The sequence below is a fragment of the Rhodococcus sp. UNC363MFTsu5.1 genome (assembly GCF_000686785.1).
Taxonomy (GTDB): Bacteria; Actinomycetota; Actinomycetes; order Mycobacteriales; family Mycobacteriaceae; genus Rhodococcus_G; species Rhodococcus_G maanshanensis.
In genome coordinates this window covers 89039-108934 of record NZ_JMLO01000001.1, presented here as the reverse complement: position 1 = coordinate 108934, position 19896 = coordinate 89039, and the positions used below count along the sequence as shown (strand labels likewise).

General features: G+C 68.5%; 16 protein-coding genes and 2 tRNA genes. 6 read left to right on the top strand and 12 right to left on the bottom strand.

Going from position 1 to position 19896, the window contains the following annotated elements; genetic code table 11:
• Positions 1–2: 2 nt before the first annotated feature.
• Both BR31_RS0100550 and BR31_RS31775 read left to right on the top strand, forming a co-directional pair.
• Positions 3–500: a pyridoxamine 5'-phosphate oxidase family protein gene (locus BR31_RS0100550; RefSeq protein WP_027499217.1), complete on the top strand. Its 498-nt coding sequence runs from the start codon at positions 3–5 to the stop codon at positions 498–500.
• A gap of 76 nt (positions 501–576) precedes the next feature.
• Positions 577–744: a DUF5302 domain-containing protein gene (locus BR31_RS31775; RefSeq protein ID WP_197023501.1), complete on the top strand. Its 168-nt coding sequence runs from the start codon at positions 577–579 to the stop codon at positions 742–744.
• Positions 745–866: 122 nt separating this feature from the next.
• On the opposite strand, the gene BR31_RS0100540 is transcribed toward BR31_RS31775, so the two are convergent.
• From BR31_RS0100540 to BR31_RS0100525, 4 genes are all read right to left on the bottom strand, one after another.
• Positions 867–939: transfer RNA gene (locus BR31_RS0100540), tRNA-Glu, on the bottom strand.
• A gap of 124 nt (positions 940–1063) precedes the next feature.
• Positions 1064–1135: transfer RNA gene (locus BR31_RS0100535), tRNA-Gln, on the bottom strand.
• Between the two features lie 139 nt (positions 1136–1274).
• Positions 1275–2750 (bottom strand): glutamate--tRNA ligase, encoded by a 1476-nt coding sequence (gene gltX, locus BR31_RS0100530; RefSeq protein ID WP_027499216.1) that lies wholly within the window; start codon positions 2748–2750, stop codon positions 1275–1277.
• 103 nt (positions 2751–2853) lie between these two features.
• On the bottom strand, positions 2854–3627 hold the full coding sequence (locus BR31_RS0100525; protein ID WP_027499215.1) for a fumarylacetoacetate hydrolase family protein: 774 nt from the start codon (positions 3625–3627) through the stop codon (positions 2854–2856).
• A 128-nt stretch (positions 3628–3755) separates the two neighbouring features.
• On the opposite strand from BR31_RS0100525, the gene BR31_RS0100520 reads away from it, so the two are divergent.
• A complete protein-coding gene (locus tag BR31_RS0100520; protein WP_197023498.1) occupies positions 3756–4973 on the top strand; it encodes an MFS transporter in 1218 nt (405 codons plus the stop codon).
• Positions 4974–5046: 73 nt separating this feature from the next.
• Here the strand turns inward: BR31_RS0100520 and BR31_RS0100515 are convergent, their stop codons facing one another.
• From BR31_RS0100515 to BR31_RS0100490, 6 genes are all read right to left on the bottom strand, one after another.
• Positions 5047–6060: a 3-isopropylmalate dehydrogenase gene (locus BR31_RS0100515; protein ID WP_027499213.1), complete on the bottom strand. Its 1014-nt coding sequence runs from the start codon at positions 6058–6060 to the stop codon at positions 5047–5049.
• 30 nt (positions 6061–6090) lie between these two features.
• Positions 6091–7683, bottom strand: coding sequence for a phosphoglycerate dehydrogenase (gene serA, locus BR31_RS0100510; protein WP_027499212.1), 1593 nt, complete (start codon positions 7681–7683; stop codon positions 6091–6093).
• Between the two features lie 165 nt (positions 7684–7848).
• Positions 7849–9543, bottom strand: a complete 1695-nt coding sequence (locus BR31_RS0100505) for a SulP family inorganic anion transporter (protein WP_027499211.1) — start codon at positions 9541–9543, stop codon at positions 7849–7851.
• A gap of 153 nt (positions 9544–9696) precedes the next feature.
• Complete coding sequence (ilvC, locus tag BR31_RS0100500; RefSeq protein ID WP_027499210.1) at positions 9697–10698, bottom strand: ketol-acid reductoisomerase; 1002 nt, start codon at positions 10696–10698, stop codon at positions 9697–9699.
• Positions 10699–10762: 64 nt separating this feature from the next.
• Positions 10763–11266 (bottom strand): acetolactate synthase small subunit, encoded by a 504-nt coding sequence (gene ilvN / locus BR31_RS0100495; RefSeq protein WP_027499209.1) that lies wholly within the window; start codon positions 11264–11266, stop codon positions 10763–10765.
• A complete protein-coding gene (locus BR31_RS0100490) occupies positions 11263–13215 on the bottom strand; it encodes an acetolactate synthase large subunit (RefSeq protein WP_027499208.1) in 1953 nt (650 codons plus the stop codon). The genes ilvN and BR31_RS0100490 overlap by 4 nt, the downstream gene beginning before the upstream one ends.
• Before the next feature lie 259 nt (positions 13216–13474).
• Here BR31_RS0100490 and BR31_RS0100485 point away from each other — a divergent pair, with 259 nt between their 5' ends.
• A complete protein-coding gene (locus BR31_RS0100485; RefSeq protein ID WP_051636845.1) occupies positions 13475–13999 on the top strand; it encodes a PH domain-containing protein in 525 nt (174 codons plus the stop codon).
• Between the two features lie 144 nt (positions 14000–14143).
• On the top strand, positions 14144–15985 hold the full coding sequence (ilvD, locus tag BR31_RS0100480; RefSeq protein ID WP_027499206.1) for a dihydroxy-acid dehydratase: 1842 nt from the start codon (positions 14144–14146) through the stop codon (positions 15983–15985).
• 77 nt (positions 15986–16062) lie between these two features.
• On the opposite strand, the gene BR31_RS0100475 is transcribed toward ilvD, so the two are convergent.
• Positions 16063–17082: a Glu/Leu/Phe/Val dehydrogenase dimerization domain-containing protein gene (locus tag BR31_RS0100475; RefSeq protein ID WP_027499205.1), complete on the bottom strand. Its 1020-nt coding sequence runs from the start codon at positions 17080–17082 to the stop codon at positions 16063–16065.
• A 423-nt stretch (positions 17083–17505) separates the two neighbouring features.
• Here BR31_RS0100475 and BR31_RS0100470 point away from each other — a divergent pair, with 423 nt between their 5' ends.
• The gene (locus BR31_RS0100470) at positions 17506–19038 is read left to right on the top strand and encodes an amino acid permease (protein WP_027499204.1); all 1533 of its coding nucleotides are present in this window, start codon (positions 17506–17508) and stop codon (positions 19036–19038) included.
• Between the two features lie 28 nt (positions 19039–19066).
• On the opposite strand, the gene BR31_RS0100465 is transcribed toward BR31_RS0100470, so the two are convergent.
• The gene (locus BR31_RS0100465; RefSeq protein WP_027499203.1) at positions 19067–19885 is read right to left on the bottom strand and encodes a DoxX family protein; all 819 of its coding nucleotides are present in this window, start codon (positions 19883–19885) and stop codon (positions 19067–19069) included.
• Between the last annotated feature and the right edge of the window lie 11 nt (positions 19886–19896).

The following is a 19896-nucleotide window of genomic DNA, read 5'->3' as shown; positions in this document are numbered from 1 at the left end:
CAGTGGGCACCAACCAACGTAGCCAGATCACGATGGACGACGACGAGATCGCCGGGTTCATCGAACGCAGCCGGGTCGCCACCTTGGCGACGGTGGGCGCGAAGGGTGCGCCGCACCTGATCGCCATGTGGTACGCGGTGATCGACGGCGAACTCTGGTTCGAGACGAAGTCGAAATCACAGAAGGCCGTCAACCTCCGCCGGGACAACCGGATCACCGTCATGATCGAGGACGGCAACACCTACGACACCCTGCGTGGCATCTCCATCGAGGGCACAGCCGAGATCATCGACGACCGAGATGCCCTCTGGCAGGTCGGCGTCAGCATCTGGGAGCGCTACACGGGCCCGTACTCCACCGACGTTGACCCCGCCATCGAGATGATGCTCAACAAGCGGGTCGCCGTGCGGGTGAAGCCCGACCGCATCCGGTCATGGGACCACCGCAAGCTCGGATTGCCCCAGATGCCCGTAGGCGGCACCACAGCGGCCTTCCTGTAGCGCCGGAGAATTCACGGGACTTCGCGACGCAGCGGCGGTACCGTCGGCCTTGAACCACCTACGGGAGGAGCAAGACGTGACCGACTCGGAGAACGAGAAGATCAAGCAGCAGTTCCGCGAGGCACTCGACCGCAAGAATCATCAGCACGCGAACCCGACGGCCGCAACGGCCGGCGATTCGAAGATTCATCACACGCACGGCCCCGCGGATCACAAACGAGAATTCCGCCGCAAGAGCGGCTGAGAAGTTTCGAGCGAAGGCGCTCACCCGACTCCGGGTGGGCGCCTTTTTTCGAGCGCCACTCGTTCGAGGTGGCACACAAGAAAAAGACCCCCTGGCATGTGCCAGAGGGTCTCTTTCATTTGTAGCCCCGACGGGATTCGAACCCGCGCTACCGCCTTGAGAGGGCGGCGTCCTAGGCCGCTAGACGACGGGGCCAAGAACACGCTGTACTGATTTGTTGCGCTGTTGTGGAACTCTTCCGAAGAGAAGTTCCGCATCAGTGGAAGCTCGGCTAGCTTAGCTGGCCGGAGTTCAGAGTCAAAATCGTCTGAACTCTCCGCTGGGGTACCAGGACTCGAACCTAGAATGGCGGTACCAGAAACCGCTGTGTTGCCAATTACACCATACCCCAATGACCTCGGCGGCTCGCTCAACCTTGCGGCTGTGCTCTCCGTTTCGGACGAGGAGAACAATAGCAAAGCCCTAGGGCCATTCTCCAAATCGGCTGGTCAGGGGGCTGAAATGACCCCCTGGCCAGCCGAGGGGAGCTCCTACTGACCCACCTGGGCACGTGCCGAGCGCAGCCGGGCCATCGTCTTCTCCCTGCCGAGCAGCTCCATCGACTCGTACAACGGCGGGCTGATGTGCGAACCGGTCACCGCGACCCGCACCGGCGCAAAGGCCTTGCGCGGCTTGAGTTCCAGGCCGTCGATGAGTGCGGCCTTGAGAGACTCCTCCAGGTCCGCGGTCGCCCAGTCCGGCGTGGCCTCGAGGGCGGCGATAGTCGCGTCGAGCACGGGAGCCGAGTCCGCGCCCAGGTTCTTCGCGGCCGCGGCGGGATCGATCGCGAACTCGGACTCGCCCACGAAGAGGAACTTGAGCAGGTCCCACGCGTCGGACAGCACGACGATGCGCGTCTGCACGAGCTCGGCGGCCACGGCGAACGAGGCCTCGTCGAGCGCGTCGACGGGATGACCGTGCCCGGCCAGGAAGGCGCGCAGCCGCGCCGTGAAGTCCGCGGGCTCGAGCAACCGGATGTGCTCGGCGTTGATCGCGTCGGCCTTCTTCTGGTCGAAACGCGCCGGATTGGAGTTGACCTTCGAGATGTCGAAGGCCTCCACCATCTCCGTGAGCGAGAACACATCGTGATCGTCCGCAATGCCCCAGCCGAGCAGTGCCAGGTAGTTGAGCAGTCCCTCCGGAATGAAGCCGCGGTCCCGGTGGATGAACAGGTTCGACTCCGGATCGCGCTTGGACAGCTTCTTGTTGCCCTGTCCCATCACGAACGGGAGGTGACCGAACTCCGGGGTGAGCTCCGCGACGCCGATCCGCTGCAGCGCCTCGTAGAGCGCCAGCTGGCGCGGCGTCGACGAGAGCAGGTCCTCGCCGCGCAGCACGTGGGTGATCTTCATCAGCGCGTCGTCGACCGGATTCACCAGCGTGTACAGCGGGATGCCGTTGCCCCGGGTGAGCGCGAAGTCGGGCACCGTGCCCGCCTTGAAGGTGGTCTCGCCGCGGACCAGGTCGTTCCAGGTGAGGTCGTGGTCGGGCATGCGCAACCGGACGACGGGCTTGCGCCCCTCGTCGAGGTACGCCTGACGCTGCTCGGCGCTCAGATCGCGATCGAAGTTGTCGTACCCCAGCTTGGGGTCACGGCCGGCCGCCTTGTGCCGCTCCTCGACCTCCTCGGGAGTGGAGAAGGACTCGTACGCCTCCCCCGCCGCCAGCAGCTTCGCAACGACCTCGAGGTGCAGATCGCGCCGCTGCGACTGCCGGTACGGCTCGTACGGGCCGCCCACCTCGGGACCCTCGTCCCAGGTCAGGCCGAGCCAATTCAGCGCGTCGAGGATCGCCTGGTAGGACTCCTCCGAGTCCCTCGCGGCGTCGGTGTCCTCGATACGGAAGACGAACTTGCCGCCGTGGTGCCGGGCATAGGCCCAGTTGAACAGGGCCGTACGGATCAGCCCGACATGGGGCGTGCCGGTCGGCGAGGGACAGAAACGAACGCGCACTTCGCTGGAGGTCATGGCTCACTTGGGTCGGAGGGGGAAAACGGTCCCCTACAGGCTAGTCTTCCCCGCCCGCCCCCGGCTGGGCAGTGACCACCGGCCGTCGCAACGCCGCGGGAACTCAGCCCTTGGCGGCCACCGGGTTGGCGAGGGTGCCGATTCCCTCGATGGTGACGCTGACGGTGTCGCCCGCGACGATCGGGCCGACGCCCTCGGGGGTGCCGGTCAGGATGACGTCGCCGGGGAGCAGCGTCATCACCGCGGAGACCCACTCGATGATCTTCGGAATGTCATGCAGCAGAAGCGAAGTCCGGCTGCGCTGCTTGACGGCACCGTCGACCTCGGTCCTGATCTCGAGATCGGAGGCGTCGAGCGTGGTCTCGATCCACGGTCCGAGCGGGCAGAACGTGTCGTGGCCCTTGGCCCTGGTCCACTGACCGTCCTGGCGCTGGTGGTCGCGCGCGGACACGTCGTTCGCGGCGGTGTATCCGAGCACCACGTCGAGCGCCTTCGAGGCGGGCACGTCCTTACAGGGACGCCCGATGACGATCGCGAGCTCGCCCTCGTAGTGCACCTCATTCGAACTGGGCGGCAACATGATCGGCACGCCGGGGCCGATGATCGAGGTGTTCGGCTTGAGGAAGATCACCGGATCCTCGGGGGCCTCGGAACCCATCTCGGCCGCGTGTGCCGCGTAGTTCTTGCCGATGCAGATCACCTTGCTGGCGAGGATCGGCGCCAGCAGCCGGACGTCGGCCAGCGGCCAGCTCCGGCCGGTGAAGGTGGGGTTGCCGAACGGATGCTCGGCGATCTCCTTCGCGGTCTGTGCGTCACCCTCCCCCTCGATGGAAACAAAGGCGACCCCATCGGGGCTGGCGATTCGACCTAGGCGCATGGCGGCAGTCTATCGACCGCGCCCGCACACCCTCGACCGCCCGCGGCGCGCGACCCCTCGCGGTCGCGATACACTCGATCCGGAATTCCAAAATATAAGACATTCATTCCACATATTGGGACGGCAGCATGAGTGTTCAGGTACAGAACAGGCAGGACGAGCGGAGCACCGCGTCGAGGCGCTGGACCATGCTCGGGCTCGGCGTCCTCGCACAGACGGCTGGCGGCGTCGTCGCCAACGCGCCCGCCTTCCTGATCCCGACCCTGCACGACGCGCAGGGCATGAGCCTGGCCCGCGCCGGGCTGATCGCGGCCGCACCGACGGTCGGCTTCCTGGTCAGCCTGTTCGCGTGGGGTCTGGTGGTCGACCGGATCGGCGAACGTCGGGTGCTGGCGATCGGACTCGGTGGGGCCGCCCTCGCGAGCGCCGCCGCCGCCGCATTCAGCACGTCCTTCCCGGCGCTCGGGGTCTTCCTGTTCCTCGGCGGTGTGGCCGCATCGAGCGCCAACGCCGCCAGCGGGCGGGTGGTGGTGGGCTGGTTCCCACCGGACCGGCGCGGATTCGCGATGGGTGTGCGGCAGATGGCGCTGCCCCTCGGGGTCGCGGTGGCAGCGCTGACCGTCCCGAACCTGGCCGCCGACCACGGCATCGCCTTGGCGCTGACCGTGCCCGCGGTCATCTGCGCGGTCGCCGCGCTGGCCTGCCTGGTGTTCGTGATCGACCCACCGCGACCCAGCCGCACGGCTGCGTCCTCACAGGGACTGCTGGACAACCCGTACCGGAACCAGAGCGTGCTGTGGCGGATCCACTCGGTCTCGGCGGCGCTGGTGGTCCCGCAGTACCTGGTGTGGACGTTCGTCCCGGTCTGGTTGATCACCGACCGGCACTGGTCGGCGGCGTCGGCGGGCATCCTCATCACCGCGACCCAGCTGCTGGGCGCGGTGGGACGAATCGGTGCCGGGATCTGGTCGGACCGGGTCGGCAGCCGGATGGGCCCGCTGCGGACCGTCGCTGTCGCCGCGGCGCTGTCCATGGCGGCGCTCGCGGTCACGGACTGGCTCGACTCGCCGATCGCGGTTGCCCTGATGGTGGCGGCCTCGGTGATCACGGTGGCCGACAACGGACTCGCCTTCACCGCGGTCGCGGAGATCGCGGGCCCGTACTGGAGCGGCCGGGCCCTCGGCGCCCAGAACACCGGCCAGTACCTGGTTGCCGCGTTCGTGCCGCCGGTGTTCGGTGCGGTGATCGGGACCCTCGGATTCCCGGCCGCCTTCGCCCTCGCCGCCGCGCTGCCACTGGCCGCAGCCCCACTGGTCCCCGCCGATCCGCCCCCGCCATCGGCGTGAACCACCCCGAACGCATTCCGCCCGCGAACCTCTCGGTTCGCGGGCGGAGTGCTACTTCGGAGTCTCGCCGAGCCTAGAGGCTCGCGGCGATGCGGTCGCCGACCTCGGAGGTCTTGATCGGACCGTCACCACGGGCCGCGAGATCTGCCTCGACGGCCTGCTCGATGCGGACCGCGTCCTCGTCGCGCCCGAGGTGACGCAGCATCAGCGCCACCGACAGGATCGCGGCGGTGGGATCGGCGATGCCCTTGCCCGCGATGTCGGGAGCGCTGCCGTGCACCGGCTCGAACATCGACGGGTTGGTGCCGGAGGCGTCGATGTTGCCGCTCGCCGAGAGGCCGATGCCACCGGTGACCGCTCCGGCCAGGTCGGTGATGATGTCGCCGAACAGGTTGTCGGTGACGATCACGTCGAAGCGAGACGGGTCGCTGACCATGTAGATGGTGGCCGCGTCGATGTGGCAGTACGCGGTTTCGACGTCCGGGTACTCGGCGCCGACGGTCTCCATCGCACGAGACCAGATCGCGCCCGCGTTGGAGAGCACGTTGGTCTTGTGGATCAGCGTCAGGTGCTTACGCCGCGTCTGCGCCAACGCGAAGGCGTAGCGGACCACACGCTCGGCACCGAACCAGGTGTTGATCGACACCTCGGTGGCGATCTCGTGCGGCGTGCCGACGCGGATGGCACCGCCGTTGCCGGTGTACGGGCCCTCGGTGCCCTCGCGCACCACCACGAAATCGATGTCCGGGTTGGCGGCCAGCGGCGACGTCGCCCCCGGGTACAGCCGCGACGGACGCAGGTTCACGTGGTGGTCGAGCTGGAACCGCATGTTCAGCAGCAGGCCCCGCTCGAGGATGCCAGGGCCGACGAGGCGCGGGTCGCCGATCGCGCCGAGCAGGATCGCATCGTGCTCGCGGATCTGCGCGAGCTCCTCGTCCGGCAGCAGTTCGCCGGTTGCGTTGTAGCGCGTGGCGCCGAGGTCGTACTCGGTCGTCTGCAGGTCCGGGACCAGCTTGCGCAGCACCTTGAGCGCCTCTGCCGTGACCTCGACCCCGATGCCGTCGCCTGGAATGACTGCAAGCTTCATGTACTTACTCACTTCCTCGCAGAGACGAAATCAGGACAGGTCGACCTGGGCCACGCGGGCGTCGAGCTGGGAGACGACCTCCGCGACCTCGGCATCGCCGACAACGCGGTCGACGCGCAGGATGACGGTGGCGCCCTCGCCCTCGACGTCCTGGCTCAGCGCCGCGGCCTGGATGTCGATGCCCGCGTTGCCCAGCACCGTGCCGAGGGTGCCGAGCACGCCCGGACGATCCTGGTAGTGCACGACGATGTTGTGGCCCTCGGCGCGCAGGTCGAAGCTGCGGCCGTTGACGTTGACGATCTTCTCGATCTGCTGCAGGCCGGTCAGCGCGCCCGCGACGGCGGTGACGGTGCCGTCGGCCGCGACGGCCCGCACCTCGACCGCGCTGCGGTGCGTCAGCGCCTCGCTGTGCTTGTCGACCTCGACGCTCACGCCACGCTGCTCGGCGAGCGCAGGCGCGTTGACGAAGGTGACCGGCTCGTCGCTGCTGGCCGAGAAGAGTCCGCGCAGCGCGGCGAGGCCGAGGATCTCGACGTTCTCCGCCGACAGCTCACCGCTGACGATGACCTGCACGTTCTGCACCGCCTCCGGGGAGAGGGTGCCCGCGAGCAGGCCGAGCTTGCGGACCAGGTCGAGCCACGGCGCGACCTCCTCGCCGACCGGGCCGCCGGAGACGTTGACGGCCTCGGGCACGAACTCGCCCGCCAGCGCCAGCAGCACGCTCTTGGCGACGTCGGTGCCCGCGCGGTCCTGGGCCTCCGAGGTGGACGCGCCGAGGTGCGGGGTGACGACGACGTTGTCGAGGTCGAACAGCTTCGAGTCGGTGCACGGCTCGGTGTTGAACACGTCGAGGCCAGCGGCGCGGACCTTGCCGGAGACGAGCGCGTCGTACAGCGCGTCCTCGTCGATCAGGCCACCGCGGGCGGCGTTGACGATGATCAGCCCGTCCTTGGCCGTGGCGAGACGCTCGGCGTTGATCAGGCCCGCGGTCTCCTTGGTCTTCGGCAGGTGCACGGAGATGAAGTCCGAGCGCTTGACCAGTTCGTCGATGTCGACGAGCTCGATGCCGAGCTGCGCGGCGCGGGCCGCGGGCAGGTAGGGGTCGTATGCGATGACGTGGGTCTCGAACGCCGCGAGGCGCTGCGCGAACAGCTGCCCGATCCGGCCGAGGCCGACGACGCCGACGGTCTTGCCGAGGATCTCGGTGCCGTTGAAGCTCGAACGCTTCCAGGTCTTCTCGCGCAGGGTGCGGTCGGCGGCCGGGATCTGGCGGGCGGTGGCCAGCAGCAGCGCGACGGCGTGCTCGGCGGCGGTGTGGATGTTCGAGGTCGGCGCGTTGACGACCATCACCCCGCGCTCGGTGGCGGCCGGGATGTCGACATTGTCGAGGCCGACGCCCGCGCGGCCGACGATCTTCAGCTTGGTGCCCGCGGCGAGGACGTCCGCGTCCACGGTGGTCGCGGAGCGGACCAGGATCGCGTCGGCCTCGGGGACGGCGGCCAGCAGGGCGGGACGGTCGGGACCGTCGACCCAGCGCACTTCCACGCCATCGCCGAGCGCCTCGACCGTGGACGGCGCGAGCTTGTCTGCGATCAGAACAACGGGACGGCCTGGCTGGCTCACGAGTGAACTCCTGTGTTAGGTGTCGGGCGGATCGTCCGCGGCCCGGCGCCGCCTCGGGCGCCCACGTGAGGCCGTGACCGAAGACAGCTTAGTGTGCGGGCCCCCGGGTTTCGGCACCCTGGGTGCGCCGATACCAGATAGTGGACACCTCGTGGGACGGATCACTCAGTCGGCGCGGCCGGCATCGAACGCCTCCACCGCGGCGTCGAGCGTCGGATAGAACCGGTCGTGGCCGAAGCGGTCGCCGACCCCGAACCGGATCAGCCGGTCCTTCACCGGTCCCTTCATCTCGGCGAAGGCCAGTCGCACCCCGCGGCTCTCCAGGTACTGGTCGAGCTCGACCAGCTCGTCCACCGCCGTCGTATCCAGGCCGGTCAGCGGTTCCGAGGCGATCACCACCCAGCGGACCTGATCGGGCGCGTCGGCGACGAGCCCCCGCACGTAGTCGTCGAAGATCGCGCCGTTCGCGAAGAAGAGCTGCGCGTCGAACCGCGCGATGACCAGGCCGGGGATCCGGTGACCCTCGGGGTGCCGGGCGAGGTCGTGGTAGCCGTCGAGGCCGGGCACCACCACCAGTTCCGCACGGTACGGCTGCCACGCGTGCACGACGACCGCCACGAAGGACAGGGCGATCGCCACCAGGATGCCCTCCAGCACCCCGACCAGCGCGACGCCGAGGAGCGCCGCGATCGCCAGGGACGCCTCCACCCTGCTCATCCGCCACATCGCCACCATGCTGCGGATGTCCACCAGCGAGGTCGCCGCCACGATCACCACAGCCGCCAGCGCCGACGACGGCAGGTAGCCGGTGACGCCGGGTGCGACGAGGATGAACAGCACGATGGCCAACGCGCCGATCACCCCGACGAGCTGGGTCTTGGCGCCGTTCTGTTCCGCGACCGGGGTGCGCGAGGAACTCGCGGACATCGGGAACCCGCCGAGCAGCCCGCTCGCCACGTTCGCGGTACCGATCGCGCGCATCTCGATGCTGCCGTTGACGCTCTCGCCGCGCCGCGCCGCGAAGGTGCGCGAGAGCACCCCGGTGTCGGCGAACGCGATCAGCGCGATGCCTGCCGCCGGGACGATCAGTTCGCCGACATCGGACCAGGTCAGACCGCCGAGCGCGGGCGCGGGCAGGCCGTGCGGCAGCGCTCCGACCATCGGGATCTGGTCCTGGAGACCCAGGACGTACGCCAGGACTATCGCGCCGACCACGGCGACCAGCACGCCGGGGATTCGGCTGTGCAGCAGTTTGAAGGCCAGGATGACCGCGATGGCGCCGACGCCGATCGCGCTTGCGGTCGGGTCGATCTCGCCGTCCGCGATCGCGACGACGGTGTTGCGCGCCTCGTCGATGAGGTTGACCCCGTCGACGGAGAATCCGAGCAGCTTCGGGATCTGGCTGACTATCACCACCAGCGCGATGCCGTTGAGGTAGCCGAGCCGGATCGGCTTGGACAGCAGGTCGGTGACGAAACCCAGATTCAGCAGGCCACCGACGACCAGGATCGCGCCCATCAGGATCGCGAGCAGGCCGGCGAGGGCGACCGCCCGCGCCGAATCGCCAGCGGCCAGCGGGATCACCGCCGCGCCGATGATCGGGGCGAGTGAGGAGTCGGGACCGAGCACCAGGATCTTCGACGGCCCGACGAGGGCGTAGACGAGCAGGGGCACGATGGTGGCGTAGAGACCGGTCTCCGGCGGCAGGCCCGCGGCCTCGGCGTATCCCATGCCTGCGGGGATCAGCAGCGCGGTGAGCGCGATCCCCGCGGTGAGGTCGGAGCGCAGCCACGACCGCTCGTATCGGCGGGCCACCTCCACGCCAGGAAGCCATGACTGCAGGGACGATTGTCGTGCCATCCATCACCTACCCCGGACAACGCAAGGGCCCGATGCCCTCCGTGACAGTGTGCACCGTCACGGGGTGACATCGGGCCCCGAAATGCGCTTCGCGCCCCGTGAGTCTTTTCGGCCCTTGACGGGACCGAAAGGACTCACAGGTGGCGCAGCCGCCTAAGCGGTTTCGGTGATCGGGCGATCGACCCAGCTCATCAGGTCGCGCAGCTTCTTGCCGGTGACCTCGATCGGGTGCTCGGCGTTGGCCTTGCGCAGGCCCTCGAGCTCGGTGTTGCCGTTCTCGACGTTGGCGACCAGGCGACGGGTGAACTCGCCCGACTGGATGTCGGCCAGGATCGCCTTCATGCGCTCCTTGGTGCCTGCGTCGATGACCCGCGGGCCGGAGAGGTAGCCACCGAACTCAGCGGTGTCGGACACCGAGTAGTTCATCCGGGCGATGCCACCCTCGTACATGAGGTCGACGATCAGCTTGAGCTCGTGCAGGACCTCGAAGTACGCCATCTCGGGCGCGTAGCCGGCCTCGACCATGACCTCGAAGCCCGTCTTCACGAGCTCCTCGGTGCCGCCGCAGAGCACGGCCTGCTCGCCGAAGAGGTCCGTCTCGGTCTCTTCCTTGAAGGTGGTCTTGATGACGCCCGCGCGGGTGCCACCGATCGCCTTGGCGTAGGACAGCGCCAGGGCCTGGCCCTCGCCCTTCGGGTCCTGGTCGACGGCGATGAGGGCGGGAACGCCCTTGCCGTCGACGAACTGACGACGCACCAGGTGGCCGGGGCCCTTCGGGGCGACCATGCCGACGGTGACGAACTCCGGAGCCTTGATCAGGTCGAAGTGGATGTTCAGGCCGTGCCCGAAGAACAGCGCGTCGCCGTCCTTGAGGTTCGGCTCGATGTCGTTGGTGAAGATCGACGCCTGCGCGGTGTCGGGTGCCAGCACCATGATCACGTCGGCCCACTCGGCGACCTCGGCGGGCGTGCCGACGGTCAGGCCCTGCTCCTCGGCCTTGGCCCGCGACTTCGAACCCTCCTTGAGGCCGATGCGCACATCGACGCCCGAATCACGCAGGCTGAGCGAATGCGCGTGTCCCTGGCTGCCGTAGCCGATCACCGCGACCTTGCGGCCCTGGATGATCGACAGGTCGGCGTCATCGTCGTAGAACATCTCGACTGCCACTGGTATTACCTCTCCTCGGTTATCTGAAGACTTGATTCGTGAATAGAAAGTACTAGCGAGCCGCGGTGATCGACTTCGGCCCACGGCCGACAGCCACGACACCGGACTGCACGATCTCCCGGATGCCGTAGGGATCGAGCATCCGCAGCAACGCGTCGAGCTTGGACCTGGTGCCGGTCGCCTCGATGGTCACCGACTCAGGCGAGACGTCGATCACCTTGGCGCGGAACAGGTTCACCGTCTCGAGGACCTGCGTCCGAACGCTGGCGTCGGCCCGCACCTTGATCAGCACGAGCTCACGGGCCACCGAGGCCTCGGTGTCCTGCTCGACGATCTTGAGCACGTTGATCAGCTTGTTGAGCTGCTTGGTCACCTGCTCGAGCGGGAACTCGTCCACGGTCACGACGATGGTCATGCGGGAGACATCGGGGAGTTCGGTCCCCCCGACCGCGAGGGACTCGATGTTGAAGCCCCGGCGCGAGAACAGCGCGGCCACCCTGGCCAACACTCCCGGCTTGTCCTCGACGAGAACGCTGAGGGTGTGGCTGGTGCTCACTGGTTGTCCTCCCTTGCTGCGGCAGCGGCCTGACCCGACTGCTGCTCGCGCTCCATGGCCTCGTGGATGACGGCGGGCTCACCGAGGGCCTCGTCGTCGTCGAACAGCGGCCGGATGCCCCGCGCCGCCTGGATCTCGTCGTTGCTGGTGCCCGCGGCGACCATCGGCCACACCTGGGCGTCCTTGCCGACGATGAAGTCGATCACGACCGGCTTGTCGTTGATCGACTGCGCCTCTCGGATCGCCGCCTCCACGTCCTCCTCGCGCTCGACGCGAATCGAGTGGCAGCCGAGCGCCTCACCGAGCTTGACGAAGTCGGGGATGCGGACGGCGCCGTGCGTGCCGAGGTTGGTGTTCGAGTAGCGCTCGTCGTAGAACAGGGTCTGCCACTGCCGAACCATGCCGAGGTTGCCGTTGTTGATCAGCGCGACCTTGATCGGCACACCCTCGAGCGCGCAGGTCGCGAGCTCCTGGTTGGTCATCTGGAAGCAGCCGTCACCGTCGATGGCCCAGACTTCCTTGTCCGGCATGCCCATCTTGGCGCCCATCGCGGCGGGCACCGCGTAGCCCATGGTGCCGAGGCCGCCGGAGTTGAGCCAGGTGCGCGGCTTCTCGTACTTGACGAACTGCGCCGCCCACATCTGGTGCTGGCCGACGCCCGCGCAGTAGATCGCGTCCGGGCCCGCGAGCCGGCCGACCGCCTCGATCACGTACTCCGGGGACAGCGCGCCGTCCGACGGCTTGCCGTAGGCCAGCGGGTAGGTCTCGCGCAGGCCGTCCAGGTACGACCACCACTCGGCGTAGTCCAGCGTGGTCCCGGTGGCCTGATCCGCCTTGATCGCCTCGATCAGCTCGGTGATCACCTCGCCGCAGTCACCGACGATCGGGACGTCCGCGTACCGGTTCTTGCCGATCTCGGCCGGGTCGATGTCGGCGTGGATGACCTTGGCGTCGGGCGCGAACGAGTCGAGCTGGCCGGTCACGCGATCGTCGAAACGGGCGCCGAGGGTGATCAGCAGATCACTCTTCTGCAGTGCGCCGACCGCCGCGACGGTGCCGTGCATGCCGGGCATGCCGCAGTGCAGCTGGTGGCTGTCGGGGAACGCGCCGCGGGCCATCAGCGTCGTCACGACGGGGATACCGGTCAGCTCCGCGAGCTCGAGCAGCTCGGCGGACGCGTCGGCCTTGATGACGCCGCCACCGACGTAGAGCACCGGCGCCTTCGACTCGGCGATCAGCCGGGCCGCCTCGCGGACCTGCTTGCCGTGCGGCTTGCTCACCGGGCGGTAACCGGGCAGGTGCATCTCCGGCGGCCACGAGAACGTGGTCTGCGCCTGCAGGACGTCCTTCGGGATGTCGACGAGGACGGCGCCGGGCCGACCCGAGGACGCCAGGTAGAAGGCCTCCGCCATGATCCGCGGGATGTCGGCGCCGTCGGTGATCAGGAAGTTGTGCTTGGTCACCGGCATGGTGATGCCGGAGATGTCGGCCTCCTGGAACGCGTCGGTGCCGATCAGGCTACGACCGACCTGGCCGGTGATCGCGACGATCGGGACCGAGTCCATCTGCGCGTCGGCGATCGGGGTCACCAGGTTGGTGGCGCCGGGGCCGGAGGTGGCCATGCAGACACCGACCTTGCCGGTGGCCTGGGCGTATCCGGTGGCGGCGTGTCCGGCGCCCTGCTCGTGCCGGACCAGGACGTGGCGAACCTTCTTCGAGTCGAAGAGCGGGTCGTAGACGGGCAGAACGGCGCCGCCGGGAATGCCGAATACAGTGTCGACCTCGAGCTCCTCGAGGGCCCGAACCACGGACTGGGCGCCGGTCACCCGCTCGGGGGCGATCTGACGGCGGTTACCGGGCTGGGCGGCCGGCGCTGCCGCGGGGCTGGGCTGACCCGAGCCCCCCGACTTGCGCGGCGTGGGCTGCGGCCGTGCGGTTGGTGCGCTCACTGCATAATCCTCTGGTCTTGACGGTTCAAGCTGGCTCCGGGCAAGAAAAAACCCCCGTCAGCAATCTTGCTGTACGAGGGTGGCGCGTCGTGCTTGTGAGTAGACGAAATCGACTCAGGCGACGACGCGCCGGCCGATTACGAGCCACTCATTCTGCTTCACGCGCTCGAAGGTAGGCGCGTCAAGGGTGAACAGTCAACTTGGTGAGTCTGCTGTCCCAGAATGTGAGAAGCGCTGACCGCAATGCAAGGATGGTGCGGTGTCATCCTCATCGCAGCCCGTGCCACCGAACTCATCCTCGCACACCGCCGAACCGATCGAGCAGTCCATTCACATCTCGAAGCTCGGACTCCTCGCGGTCGGCCTGCTGGCGATCTGCCTGAGCCCGATCATCCTCACCAACCCGGCACTCCTGTCCGTCCTGCTGGTGATCCCCATCGTGGTCGCCTGGTGGATGCTGCGGGTACGGACGACGGTGACCACCGACGGGCTGCGCCTGCGCCGGATGTTCTCCAGCGAGCAGATCGAGTGGAGCCAGATCAAGGGCTTCCGCTTCCCCAAGCAGGGATGGGCGCGCGCCGACCTCACGGATGGCCGCGAGGTGAGCCTGCCCGTGGTCACCTTCGGCAGGCTGCCCCAGATCGCGGCGGCCAGTGGCGGCCGGGTGACCGATCCCTACGCGGCGGCGGATCGCGCGGCCCGAGAGAAGGTCGCCGCCGAGAGGGCCGCGGCCGAGAACGACGAGACCGAGTCCGGCACGGAGTCGGATCCGGGAACGAAATAGCCCGCGAGTAGCGTTGCAACGCACACTCGACGCCCGGGGCGCCGACGGCACCAACCCCATGCCGAAGACCCGCCCACCGGCCCAGCCCGCCGGAGCCGCTCGAGCCACGGCAACGTTCGCAGTTTGACGATTAAGGACAGCCCTATGCCCCCGTTGAGGTCACGCACAACCACCGTCGGACGCAACGCCGCCGGAGCCCGCGCCCTGTGGCGCGCCACCGGAATGACGGACTCCGATTTCGGCAAGCCGATCGTCGCGATCGCCAATTCCTACACCCAGTTCGTGCCCGGCCACGTGCACCTCAAGGACGTGGGCGAGATCGTCGCCGAGGCCGTGCGCGCCGCGGGCGGCGTGCCCCGCGAGTTCCACACCATCGCGGTCGACGACGGCATCGCCATGGGCCACGGCGGCATGCTCTACTCGCTGCCCAGCCGCGAGATCATCGCCGACTCGGTCGAGTACATGGCGAATGCGCACACCGCCGACGCCCTCGTCTGCATCTCCAACTGCGACAAGATCACCCCCGGCATGCTCAATGCCGCGATGCGCCTGAACATCCCGACCGTCTTCGTCTCGGGTGGTCCGATGGAGGCAGGCAAGGCCGTCGTCGTCGGCGGCGTGGCGCAGGCCCCCACCGACCTGATCACCGCGATCTCGGCATCCGCGAACGACGCGGTGTCCGAGGAAGGCCTCGACGAGGTCGAGCGCAGCGCCTGCCCGACCTGCGGCTCCTGCTCCGGCATGTTCACGGCCAACTCGATGAACTGCCTCACCGAGGCACTCGGCCTCGCGCTGCCCGGCAACGGCTCGACCTTGGCCACCCACGAGGCCCGCCGCGCGCTGTTCTCCCGTGCAGGCACCACGGTCGTCGAGGCCGCGATCAAGTACTACCGCGACGAGGACGAGTCGGTGCTCCCCCGGAACATCGCCACCCCCAAGGCGTTCCGCAACGCGATGGCCCTCGACGTCGCGATGGGCGGCTCGACCAACACGGTCCTGCACACCCTCGCCGCCGCACAGGAGGGCGAGGTCGACTTCGACCTCGACACCATCGACGAGATCAGCCGCAAGGTGCCGTGCCTGTCGAAGGTCTCCCCCAACTCCGACTACCACATGGAGGACGTGCACCGGGCGGGCGGAATCCCCGCGCTGCTCGGCGAACTGCGGCGCGCGAACCTGCTCGAGACGGACGTCTCGACGGTCCACACCAAGAGCTTCGACCAGTGGCTCGACGACTGGGACATCCGCTCCGGCAAGGCGACCGACGAGGCGATCGAGCTCTTCCACGCCGCACCGGGCGGGGTCCGCACCACCGAGCCGTTCTCCACCGCCAACCGCTGGAGCGCGCTGGACACCGACGCCGCAGGCGGGTGCATCCGGGACAAGGAGCACGCGTACACCGTCGAGGGCGGACTCGTCGTGCTGCGCGGCAACATCGCGCTGGACGGCGCGATCCTCAAGACGGCCGGCATCGACGAGGAGCTGTTCACCTTCCAGGGTCCGGCGCTCGTCGTCGAGTCGCAGGAAGAGGCCGTCTCGGTGATCCTGCAGAAGAAGATCAAGCCCGGCGACGTCCTCGTGGTCCGCTACGAGGGCCCCAAGGGCGGACCGGGCATGCAGGAGATGCTGCACCCCACCGCATTCCTCAAGGGCGCCGGCCTCGGCAAGGAGTGCGCGCTGATCACCGACGGCCGCTTCTCCGGCGGCACCTCCGGACTGTCGATCGGACACATCTCGCCCGAGGCCGCGGCGGGCGGCGTGATCGGCCTGGTAGAGAACGGAGACCAGGTCCGCATCGACGTCGCGACCCGGACCCTCGAGATCCTCGTCGACGACGCCGTGCTCGCCGAGCGCCGCGCCAAGATGGAGGCCTCCGAGCGTCCGTGGCAGCCGGTCGACCGCCAGCGCACCGTCACCACCGCGCTGCGCGCCTACGCGGCGCTGGCGACCTCCGCCGACAAGGGCGCCGTTCGCTACGTGCCGTAGTCCTCGCGATTCGCAGACGCGCCCCTGCGGTGCCGGGAATGCCCGGAACCGCAGGGGCGCGTTCGTGTCCGGCGCCCTCAGGCCGCGCGGACCTCCGCGATCCGCCGCTCGGCCAGCTCGATCGCGGCGGTGGAGGTGTCCACCCCGGTCACCCTGGCCCGGTCGAGGATCTCCATCACCACATCCGCGATCCGGTCCACCTTGCCGACGAAGTCCGTCAGCCCGTTCACCTCGGCGTCGCAGGAGATCAGGCCGCCCGCGTTCGACACGAAGTCCGGGATGTGCACGATGCCGCGGGCGGTCAGCGCCTCACCCGCCGCCTGGGACGCGAGCATGTTGTTCGCCGCACCGACGAGCGCCACCGCCTTGAGCCGGTCGACCGCACGCTCGTCGATCACCAGGCCAGGACCGGCCGGGCAGACCACATCGACGTCGGTGTGCAGGATCTCGTCCAGCGAACTCGCCTGCGCGCCAAAACCTTCCACCGCGAGCCGCACCCGCTCCGGATCGGGGTCGGCCACCAGCACCGTCGCCCCGGCCGCGGAGAGGAGCTCGACGATCCCGAGGCCGACGTTGCCCGCACCCTGCACGGCCACGCGCAGACCCTCGACGCCGTCACGCCCCAGGTGATCCGCGACCGCCGAGATCGAGGCGACCACTCCCCGTGCCGTGTAGGGCGAGGGGTCGCGTCCGTCGCTGGAGACCCGGGGGGCATGTTCCGCGATCACCTTCAGGTCGGCCGGTCCGGTGCCCATGTCGGCGCCGGGGATGTACCGGCCACCGAGCAACCCGATGTGCCTGCCGTGCGCCTCGAGGAGCGCGCGCGTCTTCTGACTGCGGGGATCGGCGTTGATCACGCTCTTCCCGCCGCCGAGCGAGAGTCCGGCGAGCGCCGCCTTGTAGGTCATCGCGCGCGCGAGACGCATCGCGTCCGCCGCGGCCGCATCGTCGGACTCGTACCGGCGGATCCGGACGCCACCGAGCGCGGGCCCGAGGGTGGTGTCGTGGACGGCGATGATGCTGGCGAGTCCGTTCTCGACGCGCTGGATCGACAGCTGCTCGAAGTCCTGCTCGGCCAGGGAATTGATGGCGCTCAATGCTGCTCCTGAGGTCAGCCCACGACAGATGACGCCCTTGTGAGGCGAATCCGTTGCAGGACAGAGAGTTACGGCTCTTGTGGCCGCTATGGGCGAAGTACCTGCCCGGCATGAACTGTAAGGCGCGTCACACGGATGTCAAGCCGCCGACCGCCGCGACCCCGGCGAGGCAGGGGTCGTGGCCACAGGCGGAGAGCAGCGGAATTCGGCGAATCGGCCCGGGCTGGTGCGCACAGCGCGCAGTTCACCCGAGCGATCCGGTGCGCAGCTGCGCACGATGCACCATCGAGCGCCCGGGTGTTGCGCATCGGGTTCTCAGGTGGTTCTCTCTTCACGCCGATGAGACACAGATCACATTCGGTCAGGCACAGCCCCCACCCGGCGACCCACAAGGTCATCGGGAGTCAACCAAGGAGCCCATCCATGCCCGGAGTCGGTATTTGGCGCACCAAGTCCGTCGAACAGTCGATATCTGATACCGATGAACCCGGTACCCGTCTACGCAAAGAGCTCACCGCCTGGGACCTGACCGTCTTCGGCGTCGCCGTGGTGATCGGGGCGGGCATCTTCACCCTCACCGCCAGGACAGCAGGCAACGTCGCCGGGCCGTCCATCTCGCTGGCCTTCGTCCTCGCCGCCATCGCGTGCGGGCTCGCCGCCCTCTGTTATGCCGAGTTCGCCTCCACCGTTCCGGTCGCGGGCAGTGCGTACACCTTCTCCTATGCGACGTTCGGAGAGTTCGTCGCCTGGATCATCGGATGGGACCTCATCCTCGAGTTCGCGCTGGCGTCGGCGGTGGTCGCCAAGGGCTGGTCGCTGTACCTGGGCAACGTGATCGGGGCCAGCGGTTCGACCACCGCACATCTCGGCCCCATCGACTTCGACTGGGGCGCCCTGCTGATCATCGGCGCGATCACCATCGTGCTCGCCATCGGCACCAAGGTGTCCTCGCGGGTGTCGGCCATCATCACCGCCATCAAGATCGCCGTGGTCCTGCTCGTCATCGTGGTCGGCTCGTTCTACATCAACAAGGACAACTACTCCCCGTACATCCCGCCCGCCGAGGGCGCGTCCAGCTCGGCCACCGGTGTCCACCAGACCCTGTTCTCGTTCCTCACCGGCGCCGACGGCAGCAGCTACGGCTGGTACGGCCTGCTCGCCGCGGCCAGCCTCGTGTTCTTCGCGTTCATCGGCTTCGATGTCGTGGCCACCACCGCCGAGGAGACCAAGAACCCGCAGAAGGCACTCCCCCGCGGCATCCTCGGTTCGCTCGCCATCGTCACCGTCCTGTACGTCGCGGTGACCCTGGTCCTGACCGGCATGGTCAAGTACACCGACCTGAAGACCGGCAGCCCGCTCGTCGGCGACAGCAGCGCCACCCTCGCGACCGCCTTCGAGGCGCACGGGATCACCTGGGCCCAGATGGCGATCAACTTCGGCGGGCTCGCCGGACTGACGACCGTCGTCATGGTCATGATGCTCGGTCAGACCCGGGTGCTGTTCGCGATGTCGCGGGACGGACTGATGCCGCGCGGCCTCGCCAAGACCGGCAGCAAGGGCACCCCGGTGCGGATCACCGTCGTCGTCGGCGTGATCGTCGCGCTGCTCGCGGCCTTCTTCCCGATGGGCACCCTCGAGGAGATGGTCAACATCGGCACCCTCTTCGCCTTCGTCCTGGTCTGTATCGGTGTCGTGGTGCTGCGCAAGACGCGACCCGACCTGCCGCGCGGATTCCGGGTTCCGCTGGTTCCCCTCGTGCCGATCCTCGCGGTGCTGGCCTGCGGGTGGCTGATGCTGAACCTGTCCGTGGAGACCTGGATCCGGTTCCTGGTCTGGATGGCGATCGGCGTTGTCATCTACTTCGCCTACGGCAAGCGCAAGTCGGTGCTCGGCCAGCGCCTCGCCGCGCAGGCGACACAGCCCCCAGAAGAGCAGCTGGAGACGGTCACCGCCTGACCGACCCGGGCGCGAACCCCCTGATCACTCAGATCAGGGGGTTCGCCCCGTTGAGGAAGATCCACAGGCAGACACCGGCCGCGACGCCGAGGATCAGCGCGACGAACGAACCGACGTGCGGCCTGGTCGCCCACTTCCGGCCGCCGTCCACCGAGAACCGTCCTGGGCCGGTCAATATCACCGCGACGGCCGCGGCGACCAGCATCGTCTCGTGCTCGACGCCGGACGGCGCGAAGAACTGCAGCCCCGGCTCCGCGACCTGGCGGACGCACCAGGCGTTGATCAGCACCGCGAGCACCGCGGCGCCCGCCAGCGGCGTGGCAAGACCGAAGATCAGCAGGGTGCCGGCCGCGACCTCACCGACCGCCCCGAGGATCGAGAGCAGCCGGGCCTGCTCGAAGCCGGCGTCGAACAGCGTCGTCTCGAAGCCTGCGAGTCCGGGGCCGTTCCACCAGCCGAACAACTTCTGCAGACCGTGGAACAGCGCGACGGTGCCGAGCCCCAGCCGGAGGACGAGCAGACCGAGGTCGAGCGTGCCTCGCCCGGACGGCGTCTCCGGCGCGATCGTCTCGGGCATCGCCTGCGAGACGGGTGCGGTGAAAGCGGACGCGACGGCGGGCTCGGACGGATCGGCGAAACGCAGTTCCTCGGTGGGATACACCTCGGCGACCGAACTGCCGCGGTAGGTCGGGATCTGCTCGGTCGGCATCAGCCCGAGATCGTCGTCGGACACGGGCAGCGCACCGCTCGAAGAGGTGGGAAGGTGCTCGGTCGGCAGGTCGAACGGACTGGAGGCGGTGCGATCGGTGCCGTCACGGTCCGGGTTCCCTTGCTGCTTCGCTGTCACGATGGACAGCG

Coding starts and splice junctions, on each gene's coding strand:
- BR31_RS0100505 (WP_027499211.1), bottom strand. CDS start 9,543: ATGGCACGACAATCGTCCCTGCAGTCATGGCTTCCTGGCGTGGAGGTG.
- gltX (WP_027499216.1), bottom strand. CDS start 2,750: ATGACCTCCAGCGAAGTGCGCGTTCGTTTCTGTCCCTCGCCGACCGGC.
- BR31_RS0100470 (WP_027499204.1), top strand. CDS start 17,506: ATGCCCGGAGTCGGTATTTGGCGCACCAAGTCCGTCGAACAGTCGATA.
- ilvC (WP_027499210.1), bottom strand. CDS start 10,698: ATGTTCTACGACGATGACGCCGACCTGTCGATCATCCAGGGCCGCAAG.
- BR31_RS0100515 (WP_027499213.1), bottom strand. CDS start 6,060: ATGAAGCTTGCAGTCATTCCAGGCGACGGCATCGGGGTCGAGGTCACG.
- ilvD (WP_027499206.1), top strand. CDS start 14,144: ATGCCCCCGTTGAGGTCACGCACAACCACCGTCGGACGCAACGCCGCC.
- BR31_RS0100520 (WP_197023498.1), top strand. CDS start 3,756: ATGAGTGTTCAGGTACAGAACAGGCAGGACGAGCGGAGCACCGCGTCG.
- BR31_RS0100525 (WP_027499215.1), bottom strand. CDS start 3,627: ATGCGCCTAGGTCGAATCGCCAGCCCCGATGGGGTCGCCTTTGTTTCC.